25 protein-coding genes and 1 tRNA gene are annotated in these 26,151 nt (G+C 67.6%); 18 read left to right on the forward strand and 8 right to left on the reverse strand.

Going from position 1 to position 26,151, the window contains the following annotated elements; translation table 11 throughout:
• Positions 1–7: 7 nt before the first annotated feature.
• Together ACPCJR_RS01810 and ACPCJR_RS01815 are read right to left on the reverse strand one after the other, a co-directional pair.
• Positions 8–1,066 carry a cytochrome-c peroxidase gene (locus tag ACPCJR_RS01810; protein WP_391510966.1) on the reverse strand — a complete coding sequence of 353 codons (1,059 nt, stop codon included), beginning with the start codon at positions 1,064–1,066 and terminating at the stop codon, positions 8–10.
• Positions 1,067–1,135: 69 nt separating this feature from the next.
• Positions 1,136–1,504, reverse strand: a complete 369-nt coding sequence (locus tag ACPCJR_RS01815; RefSeq protein WP_391510965.1) for a hypothetical protein — start codon at positions 1,502–1,504, stop codon at positions 1,136–1,138.
• A 180-nt stretch (positions 1,505–1,684) separates the two neighbouring features.
• Here ACPCJR_RS01815 and ACPCJR_RS01820 point away from each other — a divergent pair, with 180 nt between their 5' ends.
• The 3 genes from ACPCJR_RS01820 to ACPCJR_RS01830 all read left to right on the forward strand — a co-directional run bounded on the left by ACPCJR_RS01820 (position 1,685) and on the right by ACPCJR_RS01830 (position 6,267).
• Positions 1,685–4,531, forward strand: coding sequence for an EAL domain-containing protein (locus tag ACPCJR_RS01820; RefSeq protein WP_391510964.1), 2,847 nt, complete (start codon positions 1,685–1,687; stop codon positions 4,529–4,531).
• A 292-nt stretch (positions 4,532–4,823) separates the two neighbouring features.
• On the forward strand, positions 4,824–5,681 hold the full coding sequence (locus ACPCJR_RS01825) for a manganese catalase family protein (RefSeq protein WP_391510963.1): 858 nt from the start codon (positions 4,824–4,826) through the stop codon (positions 5,679–5,681).
• A gap of 76 nt (positions 5,682–5,757) precedes the next feature.
• Positions 5,758–6,267 carry a ferritin-like domain-containing protein gene (locus ACPCJR_RS01830; RefSeq protein WP_391510962.1) on the forward strand — a complete coding sequence of 170 codons (510 nt, stop codon included), beginning with the start codon at positions 5,758–5,760 and terminating at the stop codon, positions 6,265–6,267.
• A 162-nt stretch (positions 6,268–6,429) separates the two neighbouring features.
• On the opposite strand, the gene ACPCJR_RS01835 is transcribed toward ACPCJR_RS01830, so the two are convergent.
• Together ACPCJR_RS01835 and ACPCJR_RS01840 are read right to left on the reverse strand one after the other, a co-directional pair.
• Positions 6,430–7,386, reverse strand: a complete 957-nt coding sequence (locus tag ACPCJR_RS01835) for a Hint domain-containing protein (protein ID WP_391510961.1) — start codon at positions 7,384–7,386, stop codon at positions 6,430–6,432.
• Between the two features lie 369 nt (positions 7,387–7,755).
• Entirely contained in the window at positions 7,756–8,457 is a 702-nt protein-coding gene (locus ACPCJR_RS01840) for a spermidine synthase (protein ID WP_391510960.1), read from the reverse strand.
• Positions 8,458–8,545: 88 nt separating this feature from the next.
• On the opposite strand from ACPCJR_RS01840, the gene ACPCJR_RS01845 reads away from it, so the two are divergent.
• Together ACPCJR_RS01845 and ACPCJR_RS01850 are read left to right on the forward strand one after the other, a co-directional pair.
• Positions 8,546–8,797: a hypothetical protein gene (locus ACPCJR_RS01845; RefSeq protein ID WP_391510959.1), complete on the forward strand. Its 252-nt coding sequence runs from the start codon at positions 8,546–8,548 to the stop codon at positions 8,795–8,797.
• Positions 8,798–8,893: 96 nt separating this feature from the next.
• Positions 8,894–9,178 carry a hypothetical protein gene (locus ACPCJR_RS01850; protein WP_391510958.1) on the forward strand — a complete coding sequence of 95 codons (285 nt, stop codon included), beginning with the start codon at positions 8,894–8,896 and terminating at the stop codon, positions 9,176–9,178.
• Positions 9,179–10,183: 1,005 nt separating this feature from the next.
• On the opposite strand, the gene ACPCJR_RS01855 is transcribed toward ACPCJR_RS01850, so the two are convergent.
• The 3 genes from ACPCJR_RS01855 to ACPCJR_RS01865 all read right to left on the reverse strand — a co-directional run bounded on the left by ACPCJR_RS01855 (position 10,184) and on the right by ACPCJR_RS01865 (position 12,634).
• Entirely contained in the window at positions 10,184–10,465 is a 282-nt protein-coding gene (locus ACPCJR_RS01855) for a hypothetical protein (RefSeq protein WP_391510957.1), read from the reverse strand.
• A 673-nt stretch (positions 10,466–11,138) separates the two neighbouring features.
• Positions 11,139–11,423 (reverse strand): ATP-dependent helicase, encoded by a 285-nt coding sequence (locus tag ACPCJR_RS01860; RefSeq protein ID WP_391510956.1) that lies wholly within the window; start codon positions 11,421–11,423, stop codon positions 11,139–11,141.
• 1,134 nt (positions 11,424–12,557) lie between these two features.
• Positions 12,558–12,634: transfer RNA gene (locus ACPCJR_RS01865), tRNA-His, on the reverse strand.
• Between the two features lie 151 nt (positions 12,635–12,785).
• Between ACPCJR_RS01865 and ACPCJR_RS01870 the strand changes: the two genes are divergently transcribed.
• The 5 genes from ACPCJR_RS01870 to ACPCJR_RS01890 all read left to right on the forward strand — a co-directional run bounded on the left by ACPCJR_RS01870 (position 12,786) and on the right by ACPCJR_RS01890 (position 17,183).
• Positions 12,786–14,630, forward strand: a complete 1,845-nt coding sequence (locus ACPCJR_RS01870) for a chloride channel protein (RefSeq protein WP_391510955.1) — start codon at positions 12,786–12,788, stop codon at positions 14,628–14,630.
• Positions 14,631–14,658: 28 nt separating this feature from the next.
• The gene (locus ACPCJR_RS01875) at positions 14,659–15,153 is read left to right on the forward strand and encodes a hypothetical protein (RefSeq protein ID WP_391510954.1); all 495 of its coding nucleotides are present in this window, start codon (positions 14,659–14,661) and stop codon (positions 15,151–15,153) included.
• 10 nt (positions 15,154–15,163) lie between these two features.
• Positions 15,164–16,012, forward strand: coding sequence for a 3-deoxy-8-phosphooctulonate synthase (kdsA, locus tag ACPCJR_RS01880; RefSeq protein WP_391510953.1), 849 nt, complete (start codon positions 15,164–15,166; stop codon positions 16,010–16,012).
• Positions 16,013–16,185: 173 nt separating this feature from the next.
• Positions 16,186–16,488: a hypothetical protein gene (locus ACPCJR_RS01885; RefSeq protein WP_391510952.1), complete on the forward strand. Its 303-nt coding sequence runs from the start codon at positions 16,186–16,188 to the stop codon at positions 16,486–16,488.
• Between the two features lie 176 nt (positions 16,489–16,664).
• Positions 16,665–17,183, forward strand: coding sequence for a hypothetical protein (locus tag ACPCJR_RS01890; protein ID WP_391510951.1), 519 nt, complete (start codon positions 16,665–16,667; stop codon positions 17,181–17,183).
• A gap of 32 nt (positions 17,184–17,215) precedes the next feature.
• Here ACPCJR_RS01890 and queF read toward each other — a convergent pair whose 3' ends face one another.
• Positions 17,216–17,677, reverse strand: a complete 462-nt coding sequence (gene queF / locus ACPCJR_RS01895; RefSeq protein WP_391510950.1) for a preQ(1) synthase — start codon at positions 17,675–17,677, stop codon at positions 17,216–17,218.
• A 263-nt stretch (positions 17,678–17,940) separates the two neighbouring features.
• On the opposite strand from queF, the gene eno reads away from it, so the two are divergent.
• From eno to ACPCJR_RS01935, 8 genes are all read left to right on the forward strand, one after another.
• Entirely contained in the window at positions 17,941–19,230 is a 1,290-nt protein-coding gene (eno, locus tag ACPCJR_RS01900) for a phosphopyruvate hydratase (RefSeq protein WP_391510949.1), read from the forward strand.
• A 137-nt stretch (positions 19,231–19,367) separates the two neighbouring features.
• A complete protein-coding gene (locus ACPCJR_RS01905; protein ID WP_331287020.1) occupies positions 19,368–19,679 on the forward strand; it encodes an FtsB family cell division protein in 312 nt (103 codons plus the stop codon).
• A gap of 175 nt (positions 19,680–19,854) precedes the next feature.
• Positions 19,855–20,904 (forward strand): pyruvate dehydrogenase (acetyl-transferring) E1 component subunit alpha, encoded by a 1,050-nt coding sequence (pdhA, locus tag ACPCJR_RS01910; protein ID WP_391510948.1) that lies wholly within the window; start codon positions 19,855–19,857, stop codon positions 20,902–20,904.
• Between the two features lie 43 nt (positions 20,905–20,947).
• A complete protein-coding gene (locus tag ACPCJR_RS01915) occupies positions 20,948–22,396 on the forward strand; it encodes a pyruvate dehydrogenase complex E1 component subunit beta (protein WP_391510947.1) in 1,449 nt (482 codons plus the stop codon).
• Positions 22,397–22,675: a DUF5076 domain-containing protein gene (locus ACPCJR_RS01920; protein ID WP_331287019.1), complete on the forward strand. Its 279-nt coding sequence runs from the start codon at positions 22,397–22,399 to the stop codon at positions 22,673–22,675. It begins immediately after the preceding gene.
• A 33-nt stretch (positions 22,676–22,708) separates the two neighbouring features.
• Positions 22,709–24,115, forward strand: coding sequence for a pyruvate dehydrogenase complex dihydrolipoamide acetyltransferase (locus ACPCJR_RS01925; protein WP_391510946.1), 1,407 nt, complete (start codon positions 22,709–22,711; stop codon positions 24,113–24,115).
• Positions 24,116–24,251: 136 nt separating this feature from the next.
• On the forward strand, positions 24,252–25,691 hold the full coding sequence (gene lpdA, locus ACPCJR_RS01930; protein WP_391510945.1) for a dihydrolipoyl dehydrogenase: 1,440 nt from the start codon (positions 24,252–24,254) through the stop codon (positions 25,689–25,691).
• Between the two features lie 246 nt (positions 25,692–25,937).
• Positions 25,938–26,090, forward strand: a complete 153-nt coding sequence (locus ACPCJR_RS01935) for a hypothetical protein (protein ID WP_391510944.1) — start codon at positions 25,938–25,940, stop codon at positions 26,088–26,090.
• Positions 26,091–26,151 lie beyond the last annotated feature (61 nt).

A 26,151-nucleotide genomic window follows, 5' to 3' on the forward strand; every position in this document is an offset into this window, starting at 1 on the left:
CCGTCCCTCAGGGCCGCGGAGGCGTCGCGGTGATCGGCTGGGTGGCGGCCTCGGCGGCGCCGGCATCGCTCAGCGTTTCCATGAAGGCGATCAGATCCGCCTTCTCCCGCTCGGAAAGGTGCAGCGGACGGATGTCGCGGGATCGGCTCGGGCGGTCGATGCCGCCGCGGTCGTAGAGGTCGATCACCTCGGCGAGCGTGGCGAGCGATCCGTCGTGCATGTAGGGCGGGCGCCGGGCGACGTTGCGCAGGGTCGGCGTCTTGAAGGCGTAGCGCAGGGCCGTCGAACCCGGGAAGAAGCGGCCGCGGCCGATATTGCCGTCCTTGGCGACGCCGATGTCGTGGAAGGAGCCGTCGGTGAAGTTCCAGCCGGAATGGCAGGCGGCGCAGTTGGCCTTGCCATGGAACAGGTCGAATCCGCGCCGGGCCGCGCCGCTCACCGCGCGCGCATCGCCCTCGACCCAGCGGTCGAACGGCGCCTCGCCGGAAACGATCAGGCGCTGGAACGTGGCGAGCGCCTGCTCGATGCGCTCCTGCGTGATCGGGTTGCCGTCCGGGACGGGCTCCGGAAACGCCCCGGCGAAGGCCTCGACATAGGCCGGATCGGCCGAGAGGCGGCGCACCATCTCCTCGGGCGGCATATTCATGTTGCCCGGCGCCGTCAGCGGGGTGCGGGCGACGGCTTCGAGGCCGCGAAACTTGCCGTCCCAGCCGAGGATGTCCTCGATCCAGGCGATGTTCAGCAGCGTCGGCGTGCGCACATCCATGAAGCCGCCGTCGTTGCGCGGGGCCAGCGGCGTCGAATCGGTCCAATCCTGGCCGGGGACATGACAGGTCGCGCAGGTGCGGTCGCCGTCGCGGGAGAGGACCGGTTCGAAGAACAGGGCACGGCCGAGTTCGGCCTTTTGCGCCGCGTAGGGATTGTCCTCGGGAAACGGAATCGCGTTCGGGCGCCGGTACTCGGCGAGGTGAGCCGTGCGATCGGGTTCGCCGGTTGTCGCGACGGCCCACCCTCCGACCATAATCGTCACGAGGGCTGCCGCCGCCCCCACGAATATCCGAGCCATTCCAACCTCGTTCAGCGGCGAGTTTGCAGGCTTGAGCTTAAGCGTTCGTTAAGTTGGATCCGAACGCTGTTATTTCACCCAGACGTGCAACTTCATCTTGGGATGGATGCCGCACATGACGGTGAACCTTCCCGAACGCGGGAAGACCACGATCGTCTTGCTGCCGGGCGCCTGCTCACCGGTGTCGAAGCTGAAATCCGGGCTCTCGAGATAGGCGTGGTGAACGAGTTCGCCATCGTCGTTGACGATCTCGATCGCCTGCCCGGAGATCATCGCGATGCTGCCGGGGGCGAAAGCCCGTCCCTTCTGGGTGATCCGGCTCGGGGCGGCGTCGCCTGTCAGGGCAAGTGCCGTTCCCGAACAGGCCAGGGCCGCGAGAAACAGAGCGGTGCCCGCCCGGGGCGATGCGATGCCGGCCGTTCGTCTCGCTTGGCACATGTCCGTTTCCGCTCCCCGTAAGGGCGCCCCCGCGCTCGACGTGGAGGAAAGCACTGTTGAGGTTGCGTTCGGCTTAACAACGCAGGGATGATCCGCTCAAACTTTTCACGCAGCGTGATGGATGGGTATTACCTTAACGATTGCGTGCGACACTCGCCCTGCGAAGGGAAACGCGCGTCGATGACATTGTCCCGCCTCAAGACAGGAATGCTCCGGTGGCGCACAGCCATCGATGCCGTCTTGCGCGGCGGTCGCACCATTCGCGGCCGAATCTTTCTCGCCTTCCTGATGCTGAGCGCCATCACGACGCTCCTCGGCGGATACGCGGCGCTCGGCATCATGACCACGGGCGCCCTGGTCGATAAGACCTACGACCGCTCGCTGATGTCCATCAATTACGCACGCGCCGCGGCGGCCGATCTCGCCGCCCTGCAGGCCGCGGTGGCGCGGGCGCGCTTGGCCGGCGATGCGGACGAGCGGCGCGCCCTCGAAGCGCGGATCGAGGCTCTGACGCAATCCTTCGAAGAGGATATCGAGGTCGCGGCCGAGAGGGCGCAATCGGAGCGGGCCGCCAAGGAGGCCGCCGCCGCCAAGGACGCGGTGGCCCAGTGGCTCGCGGCGCGGCGGGAATTCGGCCCCGACCGGCAGACCGTCGATGTCTGGCAGGCGCTCGACGCCCACGCGACCGCGGCCGAGCAGCATCTCGACCTGTTCATCAATTTCACCGCCGGCGACGGCTTCTCCTATCGGCAGGCCGCCCGGGCGATCGTGGCCCGCGACGTGCGGTTGAGCGTCATCGCGACCCTGGTGGCGATCGTGCTGTCGGGCGTCGTGGCCCTGCTTCTGTCACGGCAGATCGTGCGCCCGGTCGCCGATGCCTCGACGGTGGCGAGCCGCATCGCGGCGGGCGAGCTGACCGTGAAGGTGCCCGAGGGCGGGGACGACGAGTTCGGCGCGCTCCTGCGCGCGATGGCGGTGATGCGCGGCAACATCGCGGCGATGATGCAGGAGGAGGTCGCGCAGCGCCGCTCGGCGCAGGCCCTGCTCGCCGACGCGGTCCAGGCCTCCATCGAGGGCATCGTGGTCGCCGACCCGGCGGGACGGATCGTGCTGGCCAATGCCAGGGCGGCAGCGCTGCTCGGCCTCGATCCCGCGCAGACGGGTCAGCACTCGCTCGCGGAGGCGCGCGGCTCGGCCACCGCCGATGCGCTGCTGGCCATGCCCGGCACCGGCACCGCGACCGCCGAGACCCGGGCCGCCGACGGGCGCTGGCTGCGCATCAGCCGGAGCCCGACCCGGGACGGCGGCTTCGTCGCCGTGTGCAGCGACGTCACCCTGCTCAAGGAGCAGGAGGACCAGCTCAAGCGTAGCAACTCGCAGCTCGATGCGGCGCTGAGCAACATGCTCCAGGGCCTGTGCCTCTACGATTCCCGCGGCGGCCTGCTCGTCTACAACCGCCGCTTCTGCGACATGCTCGGCATCGAGGCGAGCGCGCTGCAGCCGGGGATGACCCTGCGCGACGTCGCCCACGTCGTCGCCTCGACCTCGAATGACGACCGTGCGGTCGACCTGCTCCTGGAGCAGGAGGCTCTGATGCAGCAGCGGGCGAGCGGGTCGCTCTGCTGCCCGATCCGCACCGATTGCATCGTCTCGCTCAAGCAGCAGGCGACGGCCGAAGGCGGCTGGATCGCCACCTACGAGGACGTGACGCAGCGCTACGAGGCCGAGGAGCGCATCATCACCATGGCGCGCCGCGACGCGCTGACGGGACTGGCCAACCGCATGGTCTTCGGCGAGCGCCTGGAGGAGGCCTCCGCGCGCCTGGCCGAGGGCATCGGCTTCGCCACGCTCTGCCTCGACCTCGACCGTTTCAAGGAGGTCAACGACACCCTCGGGCACCCCGTCGGCGACTGTCTCCTGCGCGGCGCGGCGGAGCGGCTGCACGGCTGCCTGCGCGAGACCGACCTCGTCGCGCGCCTCGGCGGCGACGAGTTCGCCATCGTCCAATCCGGCTCGCAAGTGCGCGACGACGCGATCGCCCTGGCCAAGCGCCTGATCGCCGCCTTCGAGGCACCCTTCCTGCTCGACGGGCAGTCGGTGACCGTCGGGCTCAGCATCGGCATCTCGCTCGCCCCGGAGCACGGGACCACCCCCGAGAAGCTTCTCAAGAGCGCGGACCTCGCCCTCTACCGCGCCAAGGCGGCGGGGCGCGGCGGCTGGTCGTTCTTCGACGAGGAGATGGACCTCGAGTTGCGCAACCGCCGCGCCCTGGAAAGCGACCTCAAGGTGGCGGTGGCCAACGGCGAGTTCGAGCTCGTCTTCCAGCCGATCGTCAAGCTCGACCGTCAGCGGATCGCCTGCTGCGAGGCGCTGCTGCGCTGGCGCCATCCGACCCGCGGCTACGTCTCCCCGGCCGAGTTCATTCCACTCGCCGAGGAGACCGGCGCCATCGGCGAGATTGGCGACTGGGTGATGCGCAAGGCCTGCGCCGAGGCCGCGACCTGGCCGAGCGACATCGGTGTCGCGGTCAACGTTTCGGCCGCGCAGTTCAAGAACGCCGCCGTCGTCCGCTCGACCATGGACGCCCTGACCGCGAGCGGATTGCCGGCGCAGCGGCTCGAACTCGAGATCACGGAATCCGTGCTGCTCACCGACAATGTCGGCACGCTGGCGACGCTTCACACCCTGAAGCGCCTCGGCGTCCGGGTCGCCATGGACGATTTCGGCACCGGCTTCTCGAGCCTGAGCTATCTGCAGAGCTTCCCCTTCGACAAGATCAAGATCGACCAGTCCTTCGTGCGCAACCTCGACGTGACGGGCAATGCGCGCCTGATCGTGCGCTCGGTGGTCGGCCTCGGCCGCAGCCTCGGTATCACCACGACGGCGGAGGGAATCGAGACGGAAGCCCAGCTCGAACAGCTGCGCATGGAGGGATGCGACCAGGGCCAGGGCTACCTGTTCAGCCGCCCCGTACCCTCCGCCCGAATCCGCGAACTCGTGTCCACCCTCGGGCGCAACGCCGCCTGAGGGCCGAACCTTCGCCGCATCGCCAGATCATCGAAGAAGCGGGCCGAAGCGCCCCGTGAGGCGGCAGCGCGACGGGACTCGCATCGCAAGGTCTAATCGATACGTCTCGAAGTTATGCCATGTGCTATACTGGCATAACATATGATATGCTTCAAAACCGTAGAAGTTTTTGCTGAACAAACCTCTGCCCGGCTGATTTCCAAGGCATCTCCAGCGAGGACACAGGCCGGCCCCCGAACTTGGCCGCGCGCTGCAGGCAGGCTTGTGCCTCGCTCAGCCGAGGAACCAATACATGTACTATCACGACAAGCGGCTCCAATACCCGGTGAAGGTCGAGAGCCCCGATCCGATCTATGCCCGGATGCTGCAGCAGGCCATCGGCGGCGTCGAGGGCGAGATCCGCGTCTGTATGCAGTACTTCTTCCAGGCCTGGGGCAACCGCGCGCCCAACACCAAGTTTCGCGACATGCTCCTCCACACCGCGACCGAGGAGATCGGCCATATCGAGATGCTCGCCACCGCCGTGGCGATGAACCTCGAGAATGCTCCGACCAAGGTTCAGGAAGCGGGCGCGGCCGATGCCATCGTCGGCGCCGTCATGGGCGGCGAGAACCCGCGCCACATCGCCGAGGGCATGCTGCACAAGCACCTTCTCTCCTCAGGCATGGCCGCCTTCCCCGGCAATTCGGATGGCGTCCCGTTCGACATGAACCACATCTACGCCAGCGGAAACATCGCGGCGGACATGTACTGCAACGTCGCCGCCGAGGCGACCGGCCGTACTCTCGCGGTGCGTCTGTCGAACGCCACGAACGATCCCGGCATGAAGGACATGTGGAGCTTTTTGATCGCGCGCGACACCATGCATCAGCAGCAGTGGCTCGCGGTGATCGAAGAGCTCGGCGGCATGGAGGGCGCACTGCCGATCCCCAACAGCTTCCCGCAATCGGAAGAGAACCAGAAGTTCAACTACAGCTTCTTCGCCACCAACCGCGACGGCGTCCCGCCTCCCGAGGGCCGTTGGACCGCCGGTCCTTCCCTCGATGGGAAGGGCAACTTCACCGTCTTCCAGAACGAGCCCATGGGCCAGGAGCCGGTACTCGGCCCGGCACGGCCCGATAGCGGCGCCGAAACGCAGCAGATGGGCTGACCGAACGTTCGCCCGCCCGGCGGCCGGGCGGGCTTTTTTCGCGCATTCCCTATCATCAGGACTGGAGGGACCGACCGTGGCGATCGACACTCGCGAAATCTACGTCACCGCTCTCAAAAACACCCACGCGCTCGAAATGCAGGCGCTTCAGATCATGGAGCGCCAAGTGGAGCGGCTCACCCGCTACCCGGAGATGGAGGAGGCCCTGCGCCGCCACATCGAGGAAACGCATGGCCAGAGGACCCGCCTCGAAGAGGCCCTGCAATCCCTCGGCAGCGGCCCCTCGACGATCAAGGAGGGCATTCTCGGCTTCGTCGGCAACATGATGGCTCTGGGCCATACGCCGGCGCAGGACGAAATCTTGAAGAACACCTACGCCAACCACGCCTTCGAGAATTTCGAGATCGCCGCCTACGAGTCGCTGCTGACCATCGGCGAGGCGGCGGGGCAGGGCGGAAGCCTCAGCGGCTTCCGGCAATCGCTTCAGGAGGAGGAGGCGATGGCGCGCCGCGTGCGCGATCTGATCGGTCCGACGACGAAGCGCTACGTCGAACTGACGGTCGCGGGCGAGAAGGCGGACCGCTGATTCCCGCAACGTCACCGCGCCGATGATGTCGCGGTGAAAGCCTTCGCCCGCGTGCCGACCACGACGAAACCGAGCATCGGCCCGGAAGAACCGGACCGATGCTCGGTCGATGGAGATCGGTGCCGATTCCGCGAGGGAACCGGCACCGATGGTCTTAATGCCTCAGGCGGCCATCCAATCGCCGCGCTCGGCCGCGTCCCAGGCGCAGGGTGCGGCGAGCGTACCGGCGAACACCGCGTCCAGCCGCAGGCGCTCAGCCTCGACGAGCGGACCGTCCACCGCCACCGGGCGGCAGCGGCCGTCCCAGCCCGGCGCGACGAAGTCCGGGTTGTGCAGGGCGTGGTCGGAGGCTTCCGAGAAGAAGGTCCGGTCGCCGCCGTCGATGTAGCTCTCCGCCGGAAGGCCTTCGGCGAGCAAGATATCGTGGGCGTCGAGTTCGATGTGCCAGTAGGTGACGCTGGCGACCGGCTCGCGGGTGATCGTGGTGCCGTTGATGAGGCACATCACGGGCACCAGCGCGCCGCCCTCGTTGTCGGCATCGGCTCCGACCAGTACCGGGTGACCCGGCGAGAGGAAGAGGTCGCGGGCCGGCAGGTCGTGGCCGAAGGCACCGGCGCGAACACGGACCGGCTGCTGATTGAACGAGAGCGAGCCGCTCTTGGCCGCCATCTCACGGTGTCCGATCCAGGTGATGGGGCGCAGGGCGCCGGATGCCGTGACGGCGCGGTCACCGACCCGCAGATCCTCGACCGCCACGTCCCCGCGGGTCGTGCGAATCTGAGTGCCGGTCGCGAAGCAGACGATGGTCGGGCTGTCGGGCGCCGTTATGGCGCTCGCATTGACCGAGGACGCGAGGTTCAGCGCAGGAACCGAGCCGTTCGACACCGCGATCGCCACGGGCGTCACGAGGTTTCCGCCGGTGACGTTGAAGTAATAGACCGGCTCCGTCGCACCCTGCGGCAGAGAGAATCCAGTGTAGGTTCCGGTCAGGCCGACGCCGACGAGACCGAGAGCATTGGCGTCCACGCTCACGGTGCTGCCGGGCTGGTTGATTGCGCCGGTGATCGTAATCGTTTCCGCACCGCTCAGAAGACCCGTCCCGATGTAGGACGTCCCCACGAGCGGCAGGGTCGTCAGAGCGCCCGTCGAAGACTGTCCAGCGCCGAACGTTGTTGCAAAGGTCTCAGCCATGTCTGCCCCGCATTCAGTGTTGTGCGAGACTTTGATCGGCGAATTAATGCGCTTGAGCCATAGGCGGAAAACGAAAGGTTCTTTCCGAAACACTCGCCGCGAAACGCGAAGATATTTTCCATCGCGGATGCACAGCGCGTCTTTATTGTGGCGCAATGACAACATCCACGAAAGTGCTCATCGCGCACAATCCCAACTTTGATCGATGGGCGCGACACATGTCATGGCGCAATCGTCTTAACGGGCTGCGAGGAGAGGGCGCTTCGGCAATCGAGTTGCCGCGCCTCCCGGCTCCGGTCAGATCGGAGCGAATGCCGAAGCTGGCGCCTCCGGTCGGGTCGCCAGCCAGATCACGTGCCGCGGGCCGCTCGATCCGTTGGCCGGCATGCGGATCTCTTCGACCGCGAAGCCGCGCCGCTGCAGCCGCGCCTTGAACTTTCGATCCGGCGTGCCCGACCAGACCGCGAGCGTGCCGCCGGGCTTGAGCGCCCATTCGGCCCGCTTCAGACCCCATTCGTCGTAGAGCCGGTCGTTGCCGCGGCGCATCAAACCCTCGGGCCCATTGTCCACGTCGAGCAGAATGGCGTCCCAGCCACCGGCTTGGGACTGGATCAGGCGGTTGACGTCGGCCTCCCGCAGCTCCACGCGCCGATCCTCCAGGCAACCGCCGAAGACGGGCGCGAGCGGCCCCCGCGCCCAGGCCGTCACCGAGGGGACGAGTTCCGCCACGACGATCCGCGCGTCGGGCCCGAGCCCCCGCAGCGCCGCCCGGAGCGTGAAGCCCATTCCGAGGCCGCCGATCAGCACCCGGGGGGCCGGCCGGCCGGCGAGGCGGGCGCAGGTCAGCGAGGCCAGCGCCTCTTCCGAGGTGCCGCGGGTGCTGTTCATCAGCTCGATGGTGCCCACGACGATCGAGAATTCCTGGCCGCGCTGCATCAGAGCGAGGCTTTTGCCGCCACTGGGCACGAGGCCGGTGTCGAGATGGACCCAGTCGTTCATCGCCGCCTTTCCGAACCGAGCGCCGGGCGCAACCCTGCCCGCCTCGGCCGCCGTTGCTCGATCCGCCCGGCCGCGTCTATCAGCGCTCATGTCCAAGCGCATCAAATCTCTCCCGCAGCAGCGCGGCTTCGTCCTGTTCGATGTCGTCTACGAGGATGGCAGCCGCGCCTCGAACCGTCGCGTCCCGATGGAGATCCTGGGCGGGCTGGACGGCGACGAGCCGGCCCGTGACCTCATCGCCAAGCAGGAACGCGATATCGCCCAAAAGGCAGGACGGCCGGCACGGGAGATTCAGAGCCTGACCCGCTCGCCGGCCCCGGTGCCGAAGCCCGTCATGTGAGCGCCTTCCGGGCCGAACGCCCTGCGACATTCCGGAACAGGCCGTGAGGGGGCTGGTTTCCCCGGCAGCCAGATGTCTGGCCAGTGGAGGAAGTCCATGAAGGCCCTCGCCCTCGCTCTTGCCGGCTCGCTTCTTCTCGCACCCGCCGTCCAGGCGGCCGAGGGCGGTTCGGGATCGTCCGGTACGAGCCGTTCCGGTACCGCCAACAGCACCGGCCCGAACGATGCCGGCTCCGGCGCCTCGCCGGGTGCGGCAGGAAGCGGGCCGTCAACGGGCGGCACGAGCCGCTCCGGCACCACCAACAGCACCGGCCCGAACGATGCCGGTTCGGGTGCCTCGCCCGGCGCCTCGGGCTCGGGAACAGGCGCCCCCAGCCGCTGAGCCCCGTCGAGAACCGCGCATAGGCGCCGTCAGCGGTGCCCGAAAACAAAAAAGGGGTTGGCCCATGGCCAACCCCTCGAGCGAGCGATCGAATGTGATGTACCACCGGCCGGACCGGCCCGGAGACCTGACTTCAGGGCCCGGCCTGTTTCTCCAGGAAATAACACCTTTCCTGCAAAAGCCACGAAAACTGCCGGCCTGAGGAATTCATCACTTCGTCGTGAACTGCAAAGACGATTCGTCAGCCAGAAGGCCGCGACATTATCTACCGCGGGACGAATTCGTCTCGACCGTTTGCGAATTCTTTCAAGACCAGAGCCATCCATGACGGGCAGACGAACACAGCGGTCGACGCTGACCTCGCGGCAACCACCGCAGGCTATCGACGGGCGAGCCCAGTCGTCATCGACCCCGAATCGAGCCCGGGCTCGAAGCATGAGGCCTTCTACACCGCGATCCTGCTGGCGACCGCATAAGGCATGTGGCGCGTGCGAGGTCGCGATGTGAGTCGCCCGAATCCGAAGCCGCCGACCGCTCCGCTGCCGGGTTGCGCCATCAGCGCGGCGTTACCCTCAGGCTTGGAGGAGGCGACCGTACGAGGAATTCACACGCTCGTCGAGCGCGAGGCGGCAACCGGTGCCGGCTGTGATGACCAAAGAACCAGGATGCCAGAGCAACGGTTCGCGGTGGTGGGCGGGGCCTCAACAGGGCCACAGTGCTGGATCAGACGCCGCTTCGCGTCGGAGCAAAAGGTTGGGTATGGTGTGCGCAGTAGCAGCGGCGCGAGCGGATGAAGTCGACCTGCTCGTCGAGCATTATCTCGAAGGGTCGCGTGGGAACGCCGTCGTCGCCCTTCGGCAAGCCATTTCGGATGCCCTCGCGGATGCGGTCGAGTGCCAGCGGAAGCTTGAGGCGGCTGAGCGAGCCGTCTCCCGCGGGTTCATGCGACAGGCTCCAGCGACATCCTCCGAGTAGACAAGCCGCCCGGCATCCCGCTTTCTCGTGTTAGCTGGTCGCCCGGCCAAGGTTGCGGTCGTTGATCGCCGTGCCCATCACGAATTGCCCGGTTCGGCCACCGAGCGTCCTGCCGGTCGATCCCTGACGCTGGGGCATCGCGAACGACAGCACTTCGACCTTCAGCCTTCCGCGCATGTTCTCTGGCAAATCGGAATGGTCGTAGTACCCGGCATCGTGCGCCATGGCGTCCATGGCCTGGATCTCATTGGCGGCGGCGCCGGTCCAGAGGACAGCGCCCGTTCCGCCCTGGCGTATCTGGAAAATCGGCATCGATGCGTCCCCTGCTGCGTATCCCAGGATTAGACGCGCGGATCATGTCGTCGTTCCATCAGCCTTTCGGACGACACGTAGCCGGATAGCGAAGGTCGCGGCCCCAAGATTCGTGCTCTGCCCGGCGCCGGCCCGCCCATCTCAAGCGCGCCCGTCCGCCGCCCATCACCGATCCAGGGCCGCATTCGCTCCATCGCCGGCGCGATGTCCGGCCGGGTCGCGACGAGGGCGCTAACTCTCAGCACGGCGGCACCGATGCAGATCCCGAGCGCGATCCGGCAGCGCTACGGCACCTTGCCCTCGATTGATCCCGTGGCGGTTACGTGCAGCACCGCCGCCATCATCGAAAGCGCCCCGAGTGCGACAATCCAGGCCATCTGCGCCGCAGGCAAACTCGCCCCCTGCAAATCGTCGAAAAGCCGGAGCGGCGTGAGACCAGATCCCTTGGCCAAAATTCTCGGCTAAATCCGGCACCTCGAGGCGGATCGGCCCGTTGCGGCGCAGCGGACGAACGGCCTCGCCCCGGCCCGCGCAAGGCGCTCATCGACGCGGCTGAGAAGCTTCCAACACCCGAGTCTTTCACGAAGGCATGGATGTGGGCGGCAGAGCGGGAGCTATCAGCTTTCATAAGCGGAGGTAGAGAGGCAGTGAACTGGCTCTCCAACCGTCGCCTTCAGCGCGCCTCTCTCAGAACGCGTCGCGCCTCTTGCTGCAGCACCGTGTGCCGAATTGAGGCTGGACCTTCACTCGGTGCATCCTGCCCTTCCTCACGAACACACCGAAGGAACTGCTGTCGTTTGAAGCCGAAGGGACGGAGGCTCGTGATCAGCGCACGAAGCACAATGCGCACCGCCTCTTCGCGCTGTTCGGCCACCGCAAGGCGGGACTTGAGGATGTCTACCTCGCTCACGGCGTCCGGCAGCACCATCGGCAAACCTGATCGAACTTCACCAGCCACCCTCAATCTCCTTGATGCAGGCGGCAAACCTTTGGCGTGTGGACGGGCATTTGTCGACGGGGTGGTCACAGGGATCCGCGATTCACTGGAGGTACGCGCATAATCATGCTTCGCCCTATCTCACAGACCGATGCTGTGCGTCGGAATGCCGGCGGCAACTGCGCCCATCAAAACACTGACGTCATGTCGAACTTCGAGAGTGCGGAAAACGGCGCATGACGATCTCCGCCCCCTCCTGCGTCGTCGAGGTTTGGAAGGGTCTCCCGCCCGCGCAGCGCGGGTTCAGTTGCAGGGTCTCGTGCGGGGCCTCTATTGCAAGGGCCGACCCGAAGATGTTGCCATGCTCGACGTGGATGTTGATGGTCGCGCCAAGGAAGCTGAGGATCAACTGCTCATCAAGGTGACGAAGGGAGGCGAGGCCACTCTACCCGTCCTGTTCTGCCCTCGACGAAAATTGATGCGGTACGACAATACAGGCCCGAAGCCAGCATACGAGGTCGAATTAGATCTGTGTCAGTCGGCTCTTCGGCCGTGTCGCAGCGAGATGACAGGGTGATGCGCCCGCTGCACATCGCTTCCCGCGCAGTCACGGCGCGTCCGAGGGTTATCCGCTTTTGAACAGCCGCGAGGCATGCAGAATGAATTCGAGATCCTGGAGATGTTCTTTCGATGGAATGGCCAGGCAGGCTCTAATGCTGCCAGCATTCGCGATATACAATAGAGATTCGACTTAAGTTTCGACCGAGTGGCAACTCATGAAATAGCCAGTCTCTGGATCAGCCGCCAAACTATTGGTCAATCAGCCGGCAATTTGACGGGAAAGTGCTTCTAGGCCACGGAATAAACGGCTAGCTCCTTGCGGGTCCATCGCCAATGCATCGTGCTGACAGCTGGCCACGGCTCAGGCACCACTTCCGACGTTGAGTGGGTACGTCACGGCGCTCGAAACGCAGACTTCCCCCTCTCGCCCGACGCGCACCTCGCCGGAGGGAGGCGGAACAGTATGAGCGTCGGTGGGGCTGGGCGTGGCGTTGGAAACGGAGATCGAACGCTGCTCGCCTGCATCTTACAAAGCAAAACGCAAAGCGGAGCCCGAGCGTTGGCTCGAACCCCGGCTTGCGTCACTGAATGATATGGTACCACCGCCCCGGCTCGAACGGGGGACCCCTAGATCCACAATCTAGTGCTCTAACCAACTGAGCTACGGCGGCCCGTGAGGGGGGACTTATCCCGTGGCCGGCGGCATTTCAAGCGCCTTCGACGCAGCGCCGCACGGATCGCGCCGCCGATCCACGGATGATAGACCGCGGAGCCGGGTCCGCCGGCCGAATCTTCCGCGTCCCCCGCCGACCCGCGAGTGCGATGAGCCCGTCTCCAACCCCGTCCGCGACCGCTCCCCTGATTCAGGTGCCGGTGCAGCTTAGGGCCTGGGTTCGGGCGAACGAGGTCGCGCTGGTGCTGCTCGCCGCGATCACGGGCTGCATCGGCGGGCTCGCCGTCGCGGCCATGAGCGGCGCCACGCAGCTGCTGCGCGAATGGCTCTACCGCTTGCCCCCAGGGCAGCGGCTCAGCAGCCTCGAGCGCCTTCCGGCCGATGGGCTGCTGGGCCTCCCCTTCCTGGCGCCGGCGCTGGGCGGGGCGGTGCTCGGCATGATCCTCTTCGTCTCGGCCCGACGCCGCCGCCGGGGCCGGCGCAGCATGGTCGATCCCATCGAGGCGAATGCTCTGCACGGGGGACGGATGTCCGTGCGCGATTCCCTCGACGTGGCGGCCCAGAACGTCGTCTCGAACGGCTGCGGCGCCTCCGTCGGATTGGAGGCGGGCTACACGCAGGTCGCGGCGGGAATCGCCTCCCGGCTCGGCATCGCCTTCGAGATGCGCCGCTCGGACCTGCGCACACTGGTCGGCTGCGGCTCGGCCGCCGCGATCGCGGCCGCTTTCGGCTCGCCGCTCACCGGTGCCTTCTACGCCTTCGAACTCATCATCGGCACCTACACCATCGCCACGCTCGCCCCCGTCGTGGTCGCGGCCTTGTGCGGCAGCCTCGTGGCGCGGGCGCTGGCGCCCCAGGCGGCCCTCGTCGATGTCGGCGCGCTGGCGCTTGCCAAGAACGCGCCCGTGGGGGCGGGCGACACGCTGCCCTGCCTTGCCCTCGGGCTCGTCTGCGCCGGGCTGGCGGTGCTGCTCATGCGCGGCGTCACGCTCGTGGAGCAGGGCTTTCGCGCCTCGCGGCTTCCGGCGCTCCTGCGCCCGACTCTCGGCGGGCTCTGCGTCGGCGGGCTCGCCGTGGCGACCACGCCTCAGGTGCTCTCGGCGGGGCACGGCGCGCTTCACGTCCATCTCGCGCCCGAGGCTGCCGCCGGGCTCGGCGCGCTCGCCGGACTTCTGGCCGCCAAGGCGGCGGCCTCCGCGATATCGATCGGGTCGGGCTTCCGCGGCGGGCTGTTCTTCGCCTCGCTGTTCCTCGGCGCGCTGGTCGGGCGCCTGTTCGCCGGCCTCGCGCCGATGATCTGGCCGGGCTTCGAGAGCTTCGGCCTCGCGCCGGTCGGCTACGCCGTGGTCGGCATGAGCGCCTTCGCCGCGGCCACGGTCGGCGGGCCGCTCACCATGACCTTCCTCGCGCTGGAGATGACAGGCAGCTTCCCCATGACCGCCCTGGTTCTCGTCTCGGTGATCGCTTCCTCGCTCGCGGTGCGAAAGACCTTCGGCTACTCCTTCGCGACCTGGCGCTTCCACCTGCGCGGCGAGACCATCCGCTCGGCCCACGATGTCGGCTGGATGCGGAGCCTGACGGTGGGGCGGATGATGCGCAAGGACATCCGGCCGGTCCCGCTCGACACACCGATGGCCACCTTCCTGCGCGCGCATCCCCTGGGTTCGCCCTCCCGCGTCGTCGTGGTGGACGAGCACGATCGCTACGCCGGCATCGTCCTGGTGCCGGAAGCCCACGCGCTCGCCGGCGAGGATGGCGGCACCCCACCGCGGCTTGCCGACGTGGCCCGCTATCCGGGCGCGTTCCTCCTCCCCGATATGAGCGTCAAGCAGGCGGCCGAGGCCTTCGACGAAGCCGAGAGCGAGGCGCTGGCCGTGCTCGACGGGGCCGAGAGCCGCCGGGTCATCGGGCTCCTGACGGAGAGCCACACGCTCAAGCGCTACAGCGAGGAACTCGACCGCCAGCGCCGGGCTGTGCTCGGGGAGGCGGCGTGAGCGGCGGGCACGTGCTATGGCGGCCGGCATGATCCTGCGCGCCCTTCTCGCCGGCCTCGCCATCACCCTCGCCCTCGGCGCGCCGGCCAGGGCCGATTCCTGCGACGGCCTGACGGTCCGATTGATCCGCGGCACGGGCGCCGCGCTGGCCGGGCGCAGCGGGCCGATCATGGTGTTCCGCGCGGCGGATGCCGAGCGGATGAGCCTCGACTGCGCCGCACCCCGGCGCCTCCTGTTCCGCTCCGCCGAGCGCGAACCGCCGCGCGCCTTCTTCACCCTCATCGGCCTCGCGGGCCGCACGCTGGCCGGCGCCCCGGCCGAGGCCGTCGAGACCCTGGCGCTGCGCCTGCACCAGGACAGCCTGCTCACCGGCGCGCCCCAGATCGGCCGGACCGGCGGGGCGGTGCTGCGCTGCGATCCCGCCGACCGGCCGGACGGGTTCGGCGTCGGCAGCCTCTGCCGGCTCGCATCGGACCGTCCTCGCCGCCCGGCCGCCCTTTCCCGGAAGGCGGGCCCGGGTTAGAGCCGGCTCCATGTCCGAGACCGCATCCCCCGCCGGTTCCGTCGTCCGTGTCGGCGGCGTCGCCTTCGCCAATCACCTGCCGCTGGCGCTGATCGCCGGCCCCTGCCAGCTCGAAGGGCGCAACCATGCCCTCGAAATCGCCGCCGCCCTGAAGGAGATGGCCCAGGGCCTCGGCATCGGGCTCGTCTTCAAGTCCTCCTTCGACAAGGCCAACCGCACCTCCGGCCGCACCGCCCGCGGCGTCGGGCTCGAAGAGGCCCTGCCGGTCTTCGCCGAGATCCGCGAGAGCCTGGGGCTGCCGATCCTCACCGACGTGCACGCGGCGGAGCAATGCGCCCGCGCGGCCGAGGCCGTCGACATCCTCCAGATCCCGGCCTTCCTCTGCCGCCAGACCGACCTGCTGCTCGCCGCCGCCGCCACGGGGCGGGCGGTGAACGTCAAGAAGGGCCAGTTCCTCGCGCCCTGGGACATGGCTCACGTCGCCGCCAAGATCACCGAGGCCGGCAATCCCGACGTCATCGTCACCGAGCGCGGCGCCTCCTTCGGCTACAACACGCTGGTCTCCGACATGCGCGCGCTGCCGATCATGGCGCGGGTCACGGGCGGCGCGCCGGTGGTGTTCGATGCCACCCACTCGGTCCAGCAGCCCGGCGGGCAGGGTGCCACCTCCGGCGGCCAGCGGGAATTCGTGGGGGTGCTCGCCCGCGCCGCCGTGGCGGTCGGCGTGGCGGGCGTCTTCATCGAAACCCATCCCGATCCCGACCGCGCGCCCTCCGACGGGCCGAACATGGTGGCGCTCTCCGATCTGCCCGATCTGGTGGCGCGGCTGATGGCCTTCGACCGGCTCGCCAAAGCCTGAAGGCTCTCCGCGAGACCGGTTTCAGGTCTCGTTCATGCGGCTCAGATTATCGAGCCTCCAACCCGAACAACGGAAGCGTCCGATACCGTTTCCGTGGCGATCGCCGCTCGTGGGAACATCCGGCCAAGCTCGATGTTTCTTCGCCAAGATTCCACAGGATTGGAGAGGATCCCATGCGAAAGCTCGCACTCGTCACCGCAGCCCTGATTTCGGTGGGCACGCTGGCCACCACCTCCGCCGAGGCGCGCCCCTATGGCCGCGGCTACGGCCACCATCACGGCCATTACCATGGCGGTTACGGCCCCCGGGCCTATTACGGCGGCCGTCGTCGCGGCATCGGCACCGGTGCGGCGGTGGGCCTCGGCATTGCCGGCCTCGCGGCGGGAGCGATCGCGGCGGGTGCGGCGCGCGACGCCTATGCCCGCGACCGCTACTACGGCCGCCCCGCCTACGGCTATTACGATTACGGTTACTGAGGCCCGCGCCTCAGTCGAGTGTAAGAGGCGGCCGGGCGACCGGCCGCCCTTTTCGTGCGCCGTGACGAGAAGATGTTAGGCACGGTACGACTTGCCGGCTATGAAACGCCCGCAAGGGTTGCGTTTGCGGGCGCGTTGAGACAGCTCTTCGGCATTGCAACAATGCTGGGGACGCCATGCCCGTCATCGCGGCCATCGTCGGAGCCTTCATGACCGGGCTCGTCTATTACTTTCTCTACGGCAATGGCATGGAGCAGCTCGATCGCTATCTCGGCGACCGTCGCAGCGCCAAGATCAGGGCCAGGAGCGAAGCGGCCTTCCGGGCCGCTCCCCTGCGGGCGATCCGCGATCCCGCCGATGCCGCCGGCGTGCTGATGATGCTGGTGGCGCTCGCCCGCGGCACGCCGACGCCCGAGCAGGAGGCGGCGATCGAGGCGGAGATGCGCAAGGTCACGCATCCGGACGACGATCACGCGACGCGCATGGCGTATCTGCGCCACGCCGCCACGCAGGCCTCCGATGCCGCGACCGCGGTCGATCACCTCGCGCCGCTGCTCCGGGAAAAGCTCGACGCTGCCGAGCGCGACGAGCTGGAGCAGATGCTGGAGGCCGTCGCGATCATCCATGGCGGGCCGATCGAAGCGCAGGAGACGCTGATCGCCCGCACTGTTCGCGTGCTGGCCGAGCAGCATTGAAGCGGGCAGCATTGAGCAGAGCGGCGGAACCGTCAGCCCCGGCCGCGATAGGGCGCGACGCCCTGGTCCGGTAGCCAGACAGATTTCGGAGGCTCGCCCGTCTGCCAGAACACGTCGATGGGAATGCCGCCGCGGGGATACCAGTAGCCGCCGATCCGCAGCCAGCGCGGCTCGAGCAGGGCCGTGAGCCGGCGGCCGATGCCGACCGTGCAATCCTCGTGGAAGGCGCCGTGGTTGCGGAAGGCGCCGAGATAGAGTTTGAGCGACTTCGACTCCACGAGCCAGCGATCCGGCACGTAATCGATGACGAGCGTGGCGAAGTCCGGCTGGCCGGTGACCGGGCAGAGCGAGGTGAATTCCGGCGCGGTGAAGCGCGCGAGGTAATCCGTGTCGGCGTGCGGATTGGGCACGCGGTCCAGGACGGCGGCCTCGGGCGAGGCCGGCAGCGGTGTCTGGCGGCCGAGTTGCTGGGCGTGTTGTTCGATCGGGTCCATGGCCGGCCTATATAGGCAGCCGCGTCACGCGCCTATCGCCGCCGGCGAAGATCAGGGCTTCGCGGCCGGCGGCGGCGCAACTGCGCGAAAAGGCAAGGCATCCGGCAAGTTTTGTGAAGGCCGCCGAGGGTTTCGGACCGGCCGGGTGCTTGCCGACACCCCACGCTTGGCGGATAAGCCCGCCTCGGACAGCGTCGCAGGACGCGCGGGCCTCGACGGCATCCGCGAGACGACCCCGCTGCGACGCAACCGCAGGAGCGCCCATGACCGCGATCACCAACATCGCCGCCCGCGAGATTCTCGACAGCCGCGGCAACCCCACCGTCGAGGTCGATGTCCTTCTCGAGGACGGCTCGTTCGGCCGCGCCGCCGTGCCCTCCGGCGCCTCGACCGGCGCCCACGAGGCGGTCGAGCTGCGTGACGGCGACAAGAGCCGCTACAACGGCAAGGGCGTGCTCAAGGCCGTCGAGGCGGTGCAGAACGAGATTCTCGACGCGATCGGCGGCATGGATGCCGAGGATCAGGTCGCGGTCGACGAGGCGATGATCGCCCTCGACGGCACGCCGAACAAAGCTCGGCTGGGTGCCAACGCCATCCTCGGCGTCTCGCTCGCCGTGGCCAAGGCCGCCGCCGAGACCGCCGGCCTGCCGCTCTACCGCTACGTCGGCGGCGTCCAGGGCCGGGTGCTTCCGGTGCCGATGATGAACATCGTCAACGGCGGCGCCCATGCCGACAACCCGATCGACTTCCAGGAATTCATGGTGATGCCGGTCGGCGCCACCTCGCTCTCCGATGCCGTGCGGATGGGCGCCGAGATCTTCCACACTCTGAAGAGCGCCCTCAAGAAGGCCGGCCACAACACGAATGTCGGCGACGAGGGCGGCTTCGCCCCGAACCTTCCCTCGGCGGAGGCCGCGCTCGACTTCGTGATGGAATCGATCAACGCCGCCGGCTTCAAGCCCGGCAGCGACGTGGTGCTGGCGCTCGACTGCGCGGCGACCGAGTTCTTCAAGGACGGCGCCTACCGCTACGAGGGCGAGGGCCAGACCCGCTCGATCGAGCAGCAGGTCGATTACCTCGCCAAGCTCACGCAGGATTACCCCATCCTCTCGATCGAGGACGGCATGTCCGAGGACGATTGGGAGGGCTGGAAGCTGCTGACCGACCGGATCGGCAGCCGGGTTCAGCTCGTCGGCGACGACCTGTTCGTGACCAACGTGGATCGGCTCGCCCGCGGCATCGAGAGCGGCACCGCCAACTCGATCCTCGTGAAGGTCAACCAGATCGGCTCGCTCACCGAGACTCTGGCCGCGGTCGATATGGCCCAGCGCGCCGGCTACACCGCGGTGATGTCGCACCGTTCCGGCGAGACCGAGGACGCCACCATCGCCGACCTGGCGGTCGCCACCAATTGCGGGCAGATCAAGACCGGCTCGCTGGCTCGCTCGGACAGACTGGCCAAGTACAACCAGCTCATCCGCATCGAGGAAGGCCTCGGCGCTCAGGCGCTCTACGCGGGCCGCAGCGCGATCCGGCAGCTCGCCGGTCGCTAATTCCCGACATCTGACCCGGATCGGGGCGTGGCGGGCCGGCATGGCCCGCCACGCCCTTTTCTTTCGGCCATCCCGGGGGGCGGATCGGCCCCGCGGAAACACTTTCTTCACCCTGATCGAGTGATCCTCTCTCCGCCATGGTCATTCGTCGCCGCGTCCGCGCCATCGTCGTCCCCGCCGTCCTTTGGACGGTGTCGGCTCTCGTCGTCGGCTACTTCGTGCATCAGGCGGAGAGCGGCAATCGCGGTCTCGAGGCCAAGCGCGCGCTCAAGGTCGAGGCCTACGGCCTGACCCAGGAGCTGAACGCCGCCAAGGCGGAGCGCGCGACCTGGGAGCACCGGGTCTCCCTCCTGCGCAGCGAGCAGATCGACCGCGACCTCTTGGAGGAGCGCGCCCGCGTCGTGCTGGGCCGCGTCCATGCCAACGACCTCGTGATCATCGACCCCTGAATTTTTATGCCGCCTAGATTGATCTGTTCAAAGAATTATTCGCTCGACGTCTGAAGCTGAGCCGTTGTTGCAGACGTAGCAGTAACAGCATTTGATGGGTGTCAGCTCGCCCCTCGATTTCCGTAAAACGCTGTCCTAGAACCCCTCCCAACAGAAGTTTTCGGGAGAGACGCCGATGGGTGCGGGCAGCGAGGCAGGGAAACCTGCGAAGGGAACGGATGCGCCGCAGCATCAGCCCGCCCCGAATATTCCTCAGTTCACCCGGGACGAGGATCTCCACGCCTACCGCGAGATGCTGCTGATCCGCCGCTTCGAGGAGAAGGCGGGCCAGCTCTACGGCATGGGCCTGATCGGCGGCTTCTGCCACCTCTATATCGGCCAGGAAGCGGTGGTCGTCGGCATGCAGATGGCCGGCGAGGATGGCGACCAGAACATCACCGGCTACCGCGACCACGGCCACATGCTCGCCTGCGGCATGGATCCCAAGGGCGTCATGGCCGAGCTGACCGGCCGCCGCGGCGGCTACAGCCGCGGCAAGGGCGGCTCGATGCACATGTTCAGCCGCGAGAAGCAGTTCTTCGGCGGCCACGGCATCGTCGGCGCCCAGGTCTCGCTCGGCACCGGTCTCGCCTTCGCCGACGCCTACCTCGAGAACGGCAAGGTCAGCTTCACCTATATGGGTGACGGTGCGGCCAACCAGGGCCAGGTCTACGAGAGCTTCAACATGGCGGCTCTGTGGAAGCTGCCGGTCGTCTACGTCATCGAGAACAACCGCTACGCCATGGGCACCTCGGTCGCCCGCGCCTCGGCGCAGACCGACTTCTCCAAGCGCGGCCTCTCCTTCGGCATCCCCGGCGAGCAGGTCGACGGCATGGACGTGCGCACGGTCCGCGAGGCCGCCGCACGCGCCATCAACCACGCCCGCTCCGGCGAGGGACCCTACATCCTCGAGATGCAGACCTACCGCTACCGCGGCCACTCGATGTCCGACCCGGCCAAGTACCGGACGAAGGACGAAGTCTCGAAGATGCGGGACGAGCACGATCCGATCGAAATGGTGCGCAAGCGCCTGCTCGAGGCGCACGCGGTGCCCGAGGCCGACCTCAAGGGCATCGATGCCAAGATCCGCGAAGTCGTCAACGAATCGGCCGACTTCGCCACCCACGACCCCGAGCCGGATCCGTCGGAACTCTGGACCGACATCCTTCTCGAAGCCCGCGCCTGAGGCGCCCGACCGTCGACGCACCCGGATCGATAGAGCAGCGCAAATGGCGACCGACATTCTGATGCCCGCCCTCTCTCCGACCATGGAGGAAGGCAAGCTCGCCAAGTGGCTCAAGAAGGAGGGCGATCCGGTCAAATCCGGCGACGTTCTGGCCGAGATCGAGACCGACAAGGCGACGATGGAGGTCGAGGCGATCGACGAGGGCATCCTCGCCAAGATCCTCGTCCCGGACGGTACGGAGAACGTGGCCGTCAACACGCCGATCGCGATCATCGCCGAGGAGGGCGAGGACGTCTCGGCGGCCGCTTCCAGCGGTGGCAAGGGTAAGCCGAACGGCGCCGGAGACGGCGCGCCGTCCCCGACGCCCGACATGGCTGCCGAGGGTATGGCCGACAAGCCGGCCGCCTCCGCCAAGAGCGGCGATGACGCCCAGCGGGCGCCCGCCTCGCCGGCGGTCGTCACCAACAAGGCGCCGGACCCGGTGATGGAGGAGTTCCCGGCCGACTCGCCGATGAAGACCACGACCGTGCGCGAGGCCCTGCGCGACGCCATGGCCGAGGAGATGCGCCGGGACGACAAGGTCCTGGTGATGGGCGAGGAGGTCGCCGAGTATCAGGGCGCCTACAAGATCACCCAGGGCCTCCTGCAGGAGTTCGGCGCGCGCCGCGTGGTCGATACCCCGATCACCGAGCACGGCTTCGCCGGCATCGGCGTCGGCGCGGCCTTCATGGGCCTCAAGCCCATCGTCGAGTTCATGACCTTCAACTTCGCCATGCAGGCGATCGACCACATCATCAACTCGGCGGCCAAGACGCTCTACATGTCCGGCGGCCAGCTCGGTTGTCCGATCGTGTTCCGCGGCCCGAACGGCGCCGCCGCCCGCGTCGGTGCCCAGCACAGCCACGACTACGCCGCGTGGTACTCCAACGTGCCGGGTCTCAAGGTGATCGCGCCCTACACGGCGTCCGACTCCAAGGGTCTGCTCAAGGCCGCGATCCGCGATCCCAACCCTGTCATCTTCCTCGAGAACGAGATCCTCTACGGCCAGTCCTTCCCGGTACCGGAGATCGAGGATCTGGTCCTGCCGATCGGCAAGGCGCGCATCCACCGCCCCGGCAAGGACGTCACCATCGTCTCCTTCTCCATCGGCATGACCTACGCCCTTAAGGCGGCCCAGGCGCTCGCCGAGCAGGGCATCGAGGCGGAAGTCATCGACCTTCGCACGATCCGCCCCATGGACAGCGCCACGGTGGTGGAATCGGTCAAGAAGACCGGCCGCTGCGTCTGCGTGGAAGAGGGCTTCCCGCAATCGGGCGTCGGCGCCGAGATCGCGGCGCGCCTGATGGTCGATGCCTTCGATTATCTCGACGCGCCGGTGCTGCGAGTGACGGGCAAGGATGTTCCGATGCCCTACGCCGCGAACCTCGAGAAGCTGGCGCTTCCCAACGTCGCCGAAGTCGTCGAGGCCGCCAAGGCTGTCTGCTACAAGTAAATGAGCGACACGTTCGAAGAACTCGACATTCCGCCCGACGCCCTGGAACAGGGCGGGATCGAGATCGTGCGTGCCTCCATCGTCGACGGTGCCGTGAGCGTCGCTCTTCGGCGCGCCTTCGACGATCCGGCCACCTGGGGCCGTCTCCTTCTCGATCTCGCCCGCCAGGCCGCCCGCGCCTACGCGGCCGAGACGGAGATCTCGGAGGACGAGGCCTTTGACCGCATCCGTGCGGGGTGGGAGGCCGAGGGCCTCGACCCCGCCAATCCCCTCAACTGACCCTTCCTCACAAGGCCGCTCGGGAACGACACGATGCCGATCAACGTCCTGATGCCCGCCCTCTCGCCGACGATGGAGAAGGGCAACCTCGCCAAGTGGCTCAAGAAGGAAGGCGACGCGATCAAGTCCGGCGACGTGATCGCCGAGATCGAGACCGACAAGGCGACCATGGAGGTCGAGGCGGTCGATGAGGGCGTGCTCGCCAAGATCCTCGTCTCCGAGGGCACGGCCGACGTGCCGGTCAACGAGCTGATCGCGCTGATCGCGGAGGAGGGCGAGGATCCGGCCACCGTCCAGGCGCCGAAGGGCGGCGCCGAGGCGAAGACCGCGCCGGTCGAGCCCAAGGGCACGCCCGACGAGAACGCCGCGCCGGACGGCAGCCACGCCTCCTACGCCCGGGTCGACACCGCGCCGGAAGGTGCCAAGCCGGGTGGCTCGGCGCAGCCGTCGGAAGCGTCCGGGCGCGTCTTCGCCTCGCCGCTCGCCCGCCGCATCGCCAAGCAGGAAGGCGTCGACATCGCTGCCGTGAAGGGCTCGGGTCCGCACGGTCGCGTGATCCAGCGCGACGTGCAGGCGGCCATCGAGAGCGGCAGCGCCAAGGCCGGCGCCTCGGCCAAGCCCGAGGCCAAGGCCGCCGCTGCGCCCGCGGCGGACAAGCCGGCCCCGAAGGCCGCGCCCGCCGGCGGAGCGCCGGCCGGCCTCAGCCTCGATCAGGTCAAGGGCTTCTACGAGAAGGGCAGCTTCGAGGAAGTGCCGCTCGACGGCATGCGCAAGACCATCGCCAAGCGCCTCACGGAGGCGATGCAGGTGGCGCCGCACTTCTACCTCACCGTCGATTGCGAGCTCGACGCGCTGATGAAGCTGCGCGAGACGCTGAACGGCTCCGCCGGCAAGGACAAGGACGGCAAGCCGCTGTTCAAGCTGTCCGTGAACGACTTCGTCATCAAGGCGCTGGGCCTCGCGCTCACCCGCGTGCCCGCCGCCAACGCCGTGTGGGCGGAAGACCGTATCCTGCGCTTCAAGCATGCCGAGGTCGGCGTCGCGGTGGCGATCGACGGCGGCCTGTTCACACCGGTCATCCGCAAGGCCGACCAGAAGACGCTCTCCGCCATCTCCAACGAGATGAAGGATTTCGCGGGCCGCGCGCGCGCCAAGAAGCTGAAGCCCGAGGAGTATCAGGGCGGCGTCACCTCAGTGTCGAACCTCGGCATGTTCGGCATCAAGCACTTCACCGCCGTGATCAACCCGCCGCAATCGAGCATCCTCGCGGTCGGTGCCGGCGAGAAGCGCGTCGTGGTCAAGGATGGGCAGCCGACGGTCGCCCAGGTGATGACGGCGACCCTCTCCTGCGACCACCGCGTCCTCGACGGTGCGCTGGGTGCCGAACTGATCGCGGCCTTCAAGGGCCTGATCGAGAACCCGATGGGAATGCTGGTGTGACGTTTTCCGGGTCCCGACGCCTCTCCTCGCGATAGGCCGACGGATCGGAAACGGACAGGACAGAGTGGCACGGACCCTCCCGTGCCGCCCCCACACCACCCCGCCCCGAGGGGAAGGGGAACGCGCGGAGAGCTGAATGTCCGAAACCTACGACGTCCTCATCATCGGCGCGGGGCCCGGCGGCTACGTGACCGCGATCCGCGCGGCCCAGCTCGGGTTCAAGACCGCCGTGGTCGATCGCGAACATCTCGGCGGCATCTGCCTGAACTGGGGCTGCATCCCGACCAAGGCCCTGCTGCGCTCGGCCGAGATCTATCACTACATGCAACACGCCTCCGATTACGGTCTGTCAGCCAAGGAGGTCAGCTTCGACGCCGCCGCGATCGTCAAGCGCTCCCGCGGCGTGTCGGGCCGGCTCAACGGCGGCGTCGGCATGCTGCTCAAGAAGAACAAGGTCGACGTGATCTGGGGTGAGGCCTCGATCGACTCGGCCGCCAAGGGCAACGAGCCCGGCAAGGTCACGGTCAAGGAGACCAAGCGCGCGGAAGCTCCGAAGGGCGCCAAGGGTGCGGGCAGCTACTCCGCCAAGCACATCATCGTCGCCACCGGCGCACGGCCGCGTGTGCTTCCCGGCATCGAGCCCGACAAGAAGCTGATCTGGACCTATTACGAGGCCATGGTCCCCGAAAAGATGCCCAAGAGCCTGCTGGTCATGGGCTCGGGCGCCATCGGCATCGAGTTCGCCTCGTTCTACCGCACCATGGGTGCCGAGGTGACGGTGATCGAACTGCTGCCGCAGATTCTCCCGGTGGAGGACGCGGAGATCGCCGGCATCGCCCGCAAGCGCTTCGAGAAGCAGGGCATCAAGATCCTCACCAGCGCCAAGGTGACCAAGGTCGAGAAGGGCGCCGACTCGGTCACCGCCACGATCGAGGACGACAAGGGCAAGACGCAGCAGCTGACCGCCGAGAAGCTGATCTCCGCCGTCGGCGTCGTCGGCAACCTCGAGAATCTCGGCCTTGAGAAGGTCGGCGTGAAGATCGAGCGGGGCGTCGTCGTCACCGACGGTCTCGGCCGCACCAACGTGCCGGGCGTCTACGCGATCGGCGACGTGGCCGGTCCCCCCATGCTCGCCCACAAGGCCGAGCACGAGGGCGTGATTTGCATCGAGACCATCAAGGGCCTGCACACCCACCCGATGGACAAGGGCAAGATCCCCGGCTGCACCTACTGCCACCCGCAGATCGCCTCCGTCGGTCTCACCGAGGGGAAGGCGAAGGAGCTCGGCTTCCAGGTCAAGGTCGGCCGTTTCCCCTTCGCGGGCAACGGCAAGGCGATCGCGCTGGGTGAGCCGGACGGCCTCATCAAGACGATCTTCGATGCCAAGACCGGCCAGCTGCTTGGCGCCCACATGGTCGGTGCCGAGGTGACCGAGCTGATCCAGGGCTACGTCGTCGCCATGACGCTGGAGACGACCGAGGAAGAGCTGATGCACACGGTCTTCCCGCACCCGACGCTCTCCGAGATGATGCACGAGAGCGTGCTGGACGCCTATGGACGGGTGATCCACACCTGAGCGGCAACCCAAAGGGTTCGAGGGGCGTGCAGGACCAGGCTCGGCGCCATGGTCAAGCGCGCCCTTTCTTTTTGTGCTTTGAGCCAGCCTCGTCCTGCCTCGTGCCGTTCCCGGGCCGCGACGGCGATTTTACGGTGGATGCTGGTGATGCCGCAGCTCGGATACGCTGTGGTTGAATTTCACGGTCCGTGCCGTCGCGCATAGCAGAGGTCCTGCGCTCTGGATGCCGAGGCCTTCGAACCCATCATGGTCATTCGTGTCGTTCTGCTCGTGATCGGCCTCGCCGCCGTCTACGTCTCGCTGACGATGCTGCGGGTTCACCTCTACGTCATCCTGCTGTTGTTGTTCCTCTGCGCCGGTCCTCTGAGCTACGTCGTCTTCCGCGAGGAGCCTGAATAGGCGGCTGACGGGATCGAACTGTTCGGCCAAAATAAGAAGGGGGTGACCGCCCGGCGGTCCC

This window comes from Methylobacterium sp. NPDC097929, assembly GCF_049543375.1.
GTDB lineage: Bacteria > Pseudomonadota > Alphaproteobacteria > Rhizobiales > Beijerinckiaceae > Methylobacterium.